This window comes from Micromonospora sp. NPDC000207 (assembly GCF_040300925.1).
Taxonomy (GTDB): domain Bacteria; phylum Actinomycetota; class Actinomycetes; order Mycobacteriales; family Micromonosporaceae; genus Micromonospora.
Genome location: NZ_JBEPEQ010000166.1, coordinates 1 through 8,986 on the forward strand (window position 1 = coordinate 1; position 8,986 = coordinate 8,986).

General features: G+C 70.1%; 7 protein-coding genes, 1 tRNA gene and 1 pseudogene. 4 read left to right on the plus strand and 5 right to left on the minus strand.

Going from position 1 to position 8,986, the window contains the following annotated elements; all coding sequences use genetic code 11:
- Positions 1-228, plus strand: a pseudogene (locus ABT336_RS25695) (ArsA family ATPase); the annotation flags it as partial.
- 9 nt (positions 229-237) lie between these two features.
- Here ABT336_RS25695 and ABT336_RS25700 read toward each other — a convergent pair.
- Positions 238-558 (minus strand): WhiB family transcriptional regulator, encoded by a 321-nt coding sequence (locus tag ABT336_RS25700; RefSeq protein ID WP_350899904.1) that lies wholly within the window; start codon positions 556-558, stop codon positions 238-240.
- Positions 559-953: 395 nt separating this feature from the next.
- Here ABT336_RS25700 and ABT336_RS25705 point away from each other — a divergent pair, with 395 nt between their 5' ends.
- The gene (locus ABT336_RS25705; RefSeq protein WP_350899906.1) at positions 954-3,347 is read left to right on the plus strand and encodes a penicillin-binding protein; all 2,394 of its coding nucleotides are present in this window, start codon (positions 954-956) and stop codon (positions 3,345-3,347) included.
- Between the two features lie 123 nt (positions 3,348-3,470).
- Here the strand turns inward: ABT336_RS25705 and ABT336_RS25710 are convergent, their stop codons facing one another.
- Positions 3,471-3,926 carry a GatB/YqeY domain-containing protein gene (locus ABT336_RS25710; protein ID WP_350899908.1) on the minus strand — a complete coding sequence of 152 codons (456 nt, stop codon included), beginning with the start codon at positions 3,924-3,926 and terminating at the stop codon, positions 3,471-3,473.
- 25 nt (positions 3,927-3,951) lie between these two features.
- Between ABT336_RS25710 and ABT336_RS25715 the strand changes: the two genes are divergently transcribed.
- Together ABT336_RS25715 and ABT336_RS25720 are read left to right on the plus strand one after the other, a co-directional pair.
- Positions 3,952-4,848, plus strand: a complete 897-nt coding sequence (locus tag ABT336_RS25715) for a metallophosphoesterase (RefSeq protein ID WP_350899910.1) — start codon at positions 3,952-3,954, stop codon at positions 4,846-4,848.
- 245 nt (positions 4,849-5,093) lie between these two features.
- Positions 5,094-5,167 (plus strand) — tRNA-Pro (locus ABT336_RS25720).
- Between the two features lie 78 nt (positions 5,168-5,245).
- On the opposite strand, the gene ABT336_RS25725 is transcribed toward ABT336_RS25720, so the two are convergent.
- The 3 genes from ABT336_RS25725 to ABT336_RS25735 are packed head-to-tail and all read right to left on the minus strand — an operon-like array spanning position 5,246 to position 8,216.
- Positions 5,246-6,463 (minus strand): tyrosine-type recombinase/integrase, encoded by a 1,218-nt coding sequence (locus ABT336_RS25725; protein WP_350899912.1) that lies wholly within the window; start codon positions 6,461-6,463, stop codon positions 5,246-5,248.
- Positions 6,463-6,660: an excisionase family DNA-binding protein gene (locus ABT336_RS25730; RefSeq protein WP_350899914.1), complete on the minus strand. Its 198-nt coding sequence runs from the start codon at positions 6,658-6,660 to the stop codon at positions 6,463-6,465. Before ABT336_RS25730 ends, ABT336_RS25725 begins: the two co-directional genes overlap by 1 nt.
- Complete coding sequence (locus ABT336_RS25735; RefSeq protein WP_350899916.1) at positions 6,657-8,216, minus strand: replication initiator; 1,560 nt, start codon at positions 8,214-8,216, stop codon at positions 6,657-6,659. Before ABT336_RS25735 ends, ABT336_RS25730 begins: the two co-directional genes overlap by 4 nt.
- Positions 8,217-8,986 lie beyond the last annotated feature (770 nt).

An 8,986-nucleotide genomic window follows, 5' to 3' on the forward strand; every position in this document is an offset into this window, starting at 1 on the left:
CTGGCCGCCGCGCAGCGGCTGGCCGACCTCGGGGGCCACGAGGGCACCGTCGAGGTGCTGCGGGCCCACGCCACCCTGGCCCAGCAGTCGGTACGCGAACAGCAGGTGGCGGCGCGCTTCACCGACACGTTCCCGGAGGTGCCCACGGTGTCGGTCACGGCGCAGCCCGTCGACGTGCACGACGTCGACGGGCTGCGGGCGATCGGTTCGGCGATCAGCCGTCCGTGACCGGGTGGCTCAGCCGAGGGCGTTGACCAGTTCCTTGCCCTTGCCGGTCTTGTCCTTGGCGTTCTTCTTCATCGCCGCCTCGAACATCTTGCGCCAGCTCGCCACCTGCGGGTGCCGGCGCAGCAGCGCCCGGCGTTCACGTTCGGTCATCCCACCCCACACTCCGAACTCGATCCGGTTGTCGAGCGCGTCGGCCAGGCACTCGTACCTGACTGGGCAACTGCGGCAGATCCGTTTGGCGACGTTCTGTTCAGCGCCCTGTACGAACAACGCGTCCGGGTCCCCGTTCTGACACGCCGCCAGTGACGGCCAGTCAGTGATCATGCCCATCTGTACACGTCCCCCCTCGGAGTTCTACCGACGTCGTCGCGACCAGCCGTCTCGCAGGGGTCGTCCCGCCCGGCCTCCCCCAAGGCGGCACGGACGACCACGGCTGGACCGTCGCTACCATCATGCTCTGTAGTCACCTGATTACGCAACGTTGTCGGCCAAATCCATCATTACGGACACTCCCGGCTTACCGGGCTTTCGCCGGCCGCTTACCCCGCCGGAGTCCGTGAAAACGCTGCGCGATCGCCTTCTCACCCAGGAGACTCGACCGGTCCACGCAACCTCCCACCAGGGTTCGTGCGTTTAGCACAACGAGGCCGGCGTTTACCGGAAATGGGGAAAGTGCGCCCCAGCGCCCCTCGTTCCTACTCGCGTACCCTGTCGAGGTGACCTGGATGCGGAAACGTGACCACAACGTCCTGACCAACACCGCATCGCTACTCATATGTGGCCTGTTGGCCGGGGTGGTGGTCGCTGCGGCGGCCTTCCCCGCGGTGGCGATGTCCGGACTTGCCGCCAAGGCGGGCGCCGACACCTTCGGCGAGCTGCCCAAGGAGTTCGAGATGGCTCGGGCTCCGCAGATCAGCTACCTGCTCGCCAGCGACGGCAAGACCCCGCTGGCCACGATGTACGACGAGAACCGCAAGGACGTCAAGCTCGCGGACATCGCCCCGAACATGCAGAAGGCGATCATCGCCGCCGAGGACCACGACTTCTACAACCACAACGGCGTCGACCTCAACGGCGTCGTCCGCGCCTTCGTGAACAACCAGTCCGCCGCCAACTCGCGGCAGGGCGCGTCCACTCTGACCATGCAGTACGTCCGGCAGAACATCGCCTACTCGGCGACCCACCCGCAGGACGTCGTCGCGGCCACCGAGGACACCAGCGCCCGCAAGATCCGCGAGATGAACTTCGCCCTCCAGATCGAGAAGGAACTCAGCAAGGACGAGATCCTGGAGCGCTACCTCAACATCGCCGCCTTCGGCAACGGCGCGTACGGCATCTTCGCCGCCAGCCAGGTCTACTTCGGCAAGCCGCCGAAGAACCTGAAGATCGAGGAAGCGGCCATGCTCGCCGGCATGGTGAAGGCCCCCACCTCGTTCAACCCGACCACCAAGAGCGGTCACCCGCAGGCCCTGGACCGCCGCAACTACGTGATCCAGAACATGGTCACCACCGGGGCGATCACCCAGGCGGAGGCGGACGAGGCCAAGGCCACCAAGCTCGTGGTGAAGGGCAAGCGGGCCCCGAACGGCTGCGTCCAGACCAACAAGCGGGGCTGGGGCTTCTTCTGCGACTACTTCTACCGGTGGTGGATGCAGCAGGAGGAGTTCGGCTCGACCACCTACGACCGGGAGCGGCGGCTCAAGGCCGGCGGCTACACCGTCACCACCACCCTCGACGTGCAGGCCCAGGACGGCGCCGACAAGGCGGTCCGCAAGGGTCTCGGGGTGAACAGCAAGGCGGCCCGGATGGTGGCCAACATCGAGCCGGGCACCGGCCGGGTCCGCGCCCTGGCTGTCAACCGGAACTTCAAGCTCGACGACCCGGACAAGCCGCAGAACAAGATCTCCAGCGACCCGAGGAAGGCCGCCAAGAAGATCCGGGGCAGCTACCCGAACACCGTGAACCCGCTCATCTCCGGTGGCGACGGCCTCGCCGGCTACCAGGCCGGCTCGGTCTTCAAGATCTACACGATCGTGGCGGCCCTGGAGAAGGGCATACCGCTCGGCCACACCATCGACGCGCCGCAGCAGTTCAAGTCGGACTACATCGTCGAGCAGGGCAGCCCGGCCGCGTGCCCGGGGACCAACAAGTACTGCCCGACCAACTCCGACAAGAAGGCCGGCGGCGTGCTCAACATGTGGAGCGCCTTCGCCCGGTCGACCAACACCTACTTCGTCCCGCTCCAGCAGCAGGTCGGTGCGGACAACGTGATCGACGCCGCCAAGCGGCTCGGCATCGAGTTCCGGGTGCCGAGCGAGGCGGACTGGGCCAACAACAAGGCCGCCGCGAAGGACTGGGGTGCCTTCACCCTGGGTGTCTCCTCGGTGACCCCGCTCGACCTGGCCAACTCGTACGCCACCCTGGCCGCCGACGGCAAGTACTGCGAACCGATCCCGGTCCAGGAGATCAAGGACGCCGACGGCAAGAAGCTGGACATCGCCAACCCCCGGTGCAAGAAGGCGGTGAGCGTCGAGGTCGCCCGTGCGGCTGTCGACGCGGCCCGCTGCCCGGTCGGGGACAACTCCCGGACCAGCCAGTGCGGCGGCAGCCGGACCGCCGCCCACGTCAAGTACGACGTGAACGCCCCGGTGGCCGGCAAGTCCGGCACCACCGACTCGGAGAAGACGGCCTCCCTGGTGGCGATGACCAAGCAGTACGCGGTCGCCGGCATCATGGCCGACCCGGACTGGCCGCAGACCAACCAGCGGATGCCGCACCCCGGCCCGACCGGCATCAACAACCCCGTCGCCCAGTCGCTGGCTGCCGCGATGAAGGGCAAGGAGCGGATCAACTTCACCCCGCCGGGGCAGAAGGCCGCCCAGGGTGAGATGCGCAGCATCCCGGTGGTCGCCTGCCAGTCTGTGGACAGCGCCAAGAACCGGCTCCAGGGCGCGGGCTTCCAGGCGGTCGTGTCGAGCAGTCAGATCCAGTCCAGCTGCCCGGCCGGGACCGCCGCCGGAACCAGCCCGAACGGCCGGACCACAAAGGGTGGGGTCGTCACCATCCAGGTCAGCTCCGGGGGCGGTGCCCCCAGCGGCGACCCGACCCCAGGCGGTTGACCTTCGGCGGTTGACCTTCGTCAGGTCGACGCAGGCGGCTGAGAGCACCACCTGAGGCCCAGGCACAGTGAAGCGGGCGACACCTTCCGGTGTCGCCCGCTTCGTCGTACCGTGGCTGTTCGGTCAGAGGCCGAGCTGGCGACGTACCTCGGCGGCCACCCGACCCCCCTCGGCCCGACCGGCCACCGCGGCCTGGGCCGCCTTCATCGCCGGGCCCATCTGGGCCTTGCCGGTGAAGCCACCCTCGGCGAGCGCCCCCGCGACCAGGTCGGCCAGTTCCCCGTCGGGGAGCTGCTTCGGAAGGTAACGCTCCAGGACCTCCCCCTCGGCGTTCTCCTTGGCGGCCTGCTCGGTGCGCCCGGCGTCGGCGAAGGCGGTCGAGGCCTCCCGCCGCTTCTTCGCCTCCTTGGTCAGCACCGCGAGCACCTCGTCGTCGGTGAGCTCGCGCTTGGCCTTGCCGGCCACCTCGGCGGTGCCCACGGCGGCCAACGCCATCCGCAGGGTCGAGGTGGTCAGTTCGTCGCGCGCCTTGAGCGCGGTTCGCATGTCGGCGGTGAGTCGGTCCTTCAGCGTGCTCATGGAGGGTCAAACTACCCTCATCCGCATGCGAAAGCGCACACTATTCCGCCGGCTCGCGGCCGGGACCGTCGTGGCCGGTGCCGCCACCCTCGCCTACGCCTCGCTCATCGAACGCAACATGTTCACCCTGCGCCGATACGACGTACCGATGCTTCCGGCAGACGCCGAGCCGCTACGCATCCTGCACCTGTCGGACATGCACATGATGCCGAACCAGGCCCGCAAACAGAACTGGGTCGCCTCACTCGCAGCCCTCGACCCGGATCTGGTCGTGGTCACCGGGGACAACATGGCCGACCCGGCCTCGGTGCCGGGGGTGCTGCGGGCCCTGCAACCCCTGCTCGACTTCCCAGGTGCCTTCGTGTTCGGCTCCAACGACTACACCGGCCCGGTGTTGAAGAACCCGTTCTCCTACTTCCTGCCCGACCGGGAGTACACCGAGGGCGCCGAGCTGCCGTACGAGGAACTGCGGGACGTCCTGGTCGGGGCCGGGTGGGCGGACCTGAACAACGCCCGTACCTCCCTGAAGGCCGGCGGCCGACTCATCGACATGGTCGGGGTGGACGACCCGCACATCGGTCGGGACTCCTACGAAGACGTCGCCGGGCCGGTCTCGACCACCGCTGACCTCTCCATCGCCCTCACCCACTCCCCCGAGCCGGTGGTGCTCGACCAGATGGCGGCCGACGGCTTCGGGTTGCTCCTGGCCGGACACACCCACGGCGGGCAGGTCTGCGTGCCGGGCGTCGGGGCGCTGATCACCAACTGCGGTCTGCCCCGGTCGATGGCCAAGGGCCTGCACCGGTGGCCGGACTCGGACGCCTGGCTGCACGTCACGGCCGGGCTGGGCACCCACCCGACCGCCCCGGTCCGGTTCGCCTGTCCGCCCGAGGCGAGCATCCTCACCCTCATCCCTCGCTGACCGCCGACGCTGCTGCCGGAGCCGCCTCGGGATCCGGCGGCGGCGCGCTCCGGGGTGCCCTCGGCAACGGCCGGGGTTGCTCGCGGGATGCGGCACCCCCGGGCGACAGGTCTCGGTGAGGCTGTGGAGCTGCCCCGTTCATGGGACCGGGGCAGCTCAGGGCAGTACCCCCTCCCCGGCCGCCCGGGGAGGGGGTACTGAGTTTGTCCCCGGATCAGGGTGGGCTACTATTTGTCGGCACGCCTCGGGGTGTGGCGCAGCTTGGTAGCGCGCTTCGTTCGGGACGAAGAGGTCGTCGGTTCGAATCCGGCCACCCCGACAGAGGTCAGAGGGCACATCCGATCCATGGATGTGCCCTCTAGTGCTTCTGTACAGCAGTCGAGTACAGCAGCGGTGATCACCGCAGGCTCTCCCCCAGGCGCTTGAGGGCGTCGCGGGTGGCGTCCGAGGACGCCTGCGAGTAGATCTCCATCGTGACCGACACCTCGGCGTGCCGGAGCACCTGCATGATCACGCGCGGGTGCACGTCCAGGTCGACGAGCAGGGTGGCGCAGGTACGCCGGGCGTCGTGCACGGTGATCTTCCGGACCCCGGCCCGGGCACAGCGGGCGTCCCAGGAGCGGTTGAAGTTGCGCGGCTCGACCGGAGTCCCGTAGCGGGTGGTGAACAGCAGCGACGACCCCTGCCAGGCGATCCCGGCCTCGTCGCGGTCGGCCTTCCTCGCGCTCTGGCGGAGGTCGAGTGCCGCCGCGCAGATGTCCGGCAGCGGGAGGGTGGCGTCCGAGGTCTGGGTCTTGGTCTCCCGGTGCAGCAGTTGGCCGCCGACCCGCTGCAACTGCCAGCCGATCGACAGCTCCCCCACCGCCAGGTCGACGGCGTCCTCGGTGAGGCCGAGCACCTCACCCTTGCGCAGGCCGAGCACCAGGATCAGCACGTACGCGGCGTAGAGCGGATCGGAGTCGGCCCGCGCGGACTCCAGGAAGCGACGGGCCTCGTCACTGGTCCAGGCTCGGCCCCTGCGGCGACGGACCGGTGGAAGCTTGACCAGGGCGGCGGCGTTGCGGGTGACCAGTTCCTCGGTGGCGGCGTGGTTGAGCGCGGAGCGCAGCACACCCCGGATGTCCTTGACGGTCCGGGAGGACGGCGTGTCGCCGCAGCACCGGCCGAGCGCACAGCAGCGCCGCCGGAGTTCCGGGCGACGGGCGTCCTTGCCCTGGGCGCAGCACTGGCAGGTGCGGGCCACCGCGTTGATCCAGGTCTGCACGTCGCGCACCTGGAGTCGGTCGAGCCGCTTCCCGCCGAGTCCGGGGATCACGTACAGCCGGAGGATCGTCTCGTAGGTGGCACAGGTCAACGGCGCGAGGTTGGGACGCACGACCTCCCGGTGCCAGTAGGTCAGGTAGTCGCCGAGGGTCGGTACCCGGGTGGCGACCGGCCCGGCCTTGGCCTGCTGGTGCAGCTTGATCCACTTGTCGTGGACGACCTCCCGGGTCTGGCCGTAGACGTACTTGCGGGTCCGCTTCCCGTCGGGCTTGGTGACCCAGACGTACGCGGCGAAGCCGGTGCGGTACGGGAAGATCGAGCCTTCCCCGTTGGCGCGGATGCGTCCGGGCATCAGGCGGCCTCCTGCCGCTCGACCTGGTCACGGACGTACTCGTCGACCCACTCGGGCAGGACCCTGCGGTACTTGCCGTCCTTGACCGAGCGCAGTTCACCGGTGGCGATCTTCATCTTGACCTTGGACAGTCCGAAGCCGAGCAGCACGGCGACCTCGGCGGGCGAGTACCAACGCGGGGTAAGGGGGCGGGTCACGCCGCCACCCCCGACCACGTCGCGTGGGCGAGTTCCTCCCGGCCGACGCGTTGGCGTTCCCGGCGGTGGGCTGCGGCGGTGTTGGCGATCAGGGCGTCCCCGTCGGTCAGCCAGCCGGAGCCGACGAAGGCCAACGTGCCGACGGTGACCGTGCCGGCGGTCTCGTCGCTGTCGGCGGTGCCGGTGTGCTCGGTGCGGCGGTAGGCGGCGCGGGTGTCGCGGAGCAGGCCGAAGGTGACCGAGTAGCGGCGGGCCTTGGTGAGGAAGTGACCGCCGTAGCCGAGCATGTGCGCCCATCGGCGCAGCCCGGCGTACTCGTTCGGTCTGGTGTCAAGGCCGGCTTGACGCTCGTCGGTCGTGTCGGCGGTGCGGGTACTCGGGCTGTGGGTGGGGCGGCCGAGTCGCCAGCAGGCGTCGATAAGGCGGGCGAGGTGGTCGCCTTCCGGATCGGCGTAGGCGTCGACGGTGTCCGGGGTGAGTCGGGTGGAGCAGTGGCCGGTGACCTCGGTGGACTTGGTGGCGTACTTGGCGAGGTAGGCGGCTACCTTCCTGTCGGTCACGTCGCCGTCGCTGGTGCCGATGCGGCGTACGTCGACCTGCTCACCCCAGGCGATTGGCCAGCCCTGCGGACGGTCGGGGTGCGGCGGGGTGGTGACGGTGATCTGCCGGGCGGCGGCGTGGACGGCGGCGTCGAGGTCGTCGGCAGTAATGCCGGCCGGTGACGGCACCAGGGCGTGCCGGTCGTCCGGGTCGACGCCGTCGAGGCGCAACAGGACGTGGAAGTGCACCGCGCCCCGGCGCTGCATCTCAGCGACCTTCCCGTGGGACACCCGTACCGGTGGCACCCGGCGGATTCGGCCAGTGTCGGTGGCGACCTGGACGTGGGGAATGCCGCGTCGGCGGCACAAGGCGGTGAGGTGGCGTTCGATGGCCTGTTTGGTGCGTCGCCACAGCTCGCCCGAGGAGTGGTTCCAAACGGCCTGGTGGTCGTGGTCGTAGCAGTCCAGGCAAAGCGGCCGACCGAGCTGCGCATCGTCAGCGTCGTGGCGGGCGAAGCAGGCTGCGGGCCGCCCGTGCGGGCAGGTGCCGGCGGTGCTCCGGGCGCGGCAGGGTGCGGGGCGGCAGTCGCAGCGCCGCCGTTGGCCGCAGGTGTGCCGGGGGATGTGTCGGTGGTGGACCGGGCCGAAGGACGGTGCGGTGAAGGTGGCGAAGACGACCGGGTGCGCGCTGACGGTGGTGGGGACGGTCTTGCCGCCGGTCAGGCCGCAGCGGACCACCTGGAAGGCGTCACCGGCGTAGACCCAGGCGCAGTCGGGGCACTGGGCGGCACGACGGTTGCCGCACGCCTTGTAGAGCGTCCGGTCGGGCAGCTCGTCGGTGTGCTGCTCGGCCAGGACCCGGCCGGTGCCGGGTTCCACGGCGGTGAGGGTGCCGGTCAGGCGGACCGGGCGGGTGCAGCCTCCGGCGGCGCGGGTGTGCTCCAGCCAGCCGAAGTAGTCCGGGGCGGCGGCGCGGTGTAGGGCCTGGGCGTCACGACCGGCGGTGAGGGTGGACACGGTTCTCTCCTCAAGGGGTGGCAGGGGACGGGCAACGAACTGCCACCGGACGCCGGAGCGGTGTCCGTCGGTGGTGTTCGTGGTGTCTCCTGGCACCGCCGGAGAGGGCGGCTCACGCCGGAGGGCGGGGGTTGGCCATCGGCCTTGAACCGCCGTTGAGCTGGGTTCCTGGATCCTGGGTGAGGCCGGGACGGGTGGGGTGCCTGGTCGTCGGCTACCGGCTGGTTGCCGCAGGCGATCCCCACCCGTCGAGGTACGCGAATCCGAAGGCCATCGTGGACGGCAGGGAAGGCCGTGCTGCGCCGCTCAGTGGATTCCGGGCCGGCGCAGTGGCCGGTGCGATCGAGAGCCTGCGGGACGTGGCCCGCATCAGCGGCAGGAAGGCCGCTCGGTTACTCCGAAGTCGAGTTCAGCGATCCGGCGGGAAGGCCGCGCTGGCGTGGTCGACGGGGGCCAGAGTAGCACCGGGTACCGACACGTCAACCCGCCGTGACCCGCATGGCGGCCGACTGCCGACCGGCGTGGGAGGACTTTCTGTACGTCTATCAAGGCGGCCCGCAACGGGCCGCACGCGCCGCCGCCTGGGCGCGCGTCCGTCGCTCCGCTGGCGCTCCGACTCCGGCCACGCAACACGCCCGGCGGCTGGCGCGGAGAGCGGGAAGCCCGGTGGGCCGCCGCATGACGACAGGCCGTTTCCCTGTGGGGTGGTGGGCCGGCAGCCGGCCGGGGCGCGCGGCGAGCACCGCGCGGTGTAGGGAAGCGCACGCCGG